Below are 485 nucleotides of genomic sequence, written 5' to 3'. Positions count from 1 at the left end.
CCATGGGCGACACGCTGAAGCAGCTCGGCTTCACGGTGATGGTGGCCGAGAACCAGAGCCGGCAGCAATTTTCGGAGACGCTGCTCGCGTTCGACAGGGCGATCGAGCCGGGCGATACCGCCTTCTTCTTCTACGCCGGACATGGATTCGAGATCGCGGGGCAGAACTATCTGCTGCCGACCGACGTGCCGGCGGCGACCGAAGGGCAGGAAGAGCTGGTGCGCGACGCCTCGATCCTCGCCGATCGCATCGTCGAGCGTCTGCAGAACAAGAAGGCGCGTACCTCGATCCTGGTGTTCGACGCCTGTCGCAACAATCCGTTCGAGCGGTCCGGCACGCGCGCGGTGGCCGGCGGCGGCGGGCTGGCGCCGATGACGCAGCTGCCCGAAGGCGTGTTCTCGGTGTTCTCGGCAGGTCCCCGCCAGACCGCGCTCGATCGTCTCTCCAACGACGATGCCAATCCCAACTCGGTGTTCACGCGCACC

1 protein-coding gene is annotated in these 485 nt (G+C 66.2%); it reads left to right on the top strand.

Features of this window, described 5'->3' with window-relative positions; all coding sequences use genetic code 11:
• The coding region (locus tag ACNFOC_RS55215; RefSeq protein ID WP_416966421.1) for a caspase family protein at nt 1–485 on the top strand (485 nt) is incomplete at both ends.

Origin of the sequence: Streptomyces colwelliae, from assembly GCF_048158785.1 — a bacterium.
Classification (GTDB): domain Bacteria; phylum Actinomycetota; class Actinomycetes; order Streptomycetales; family Streptomycetaceae; genus Streptomyces.
Note: the sequence above shows the minus strand (reverse complement) of the source record. Positions and strands in the feature narration are given on the sequence as shown.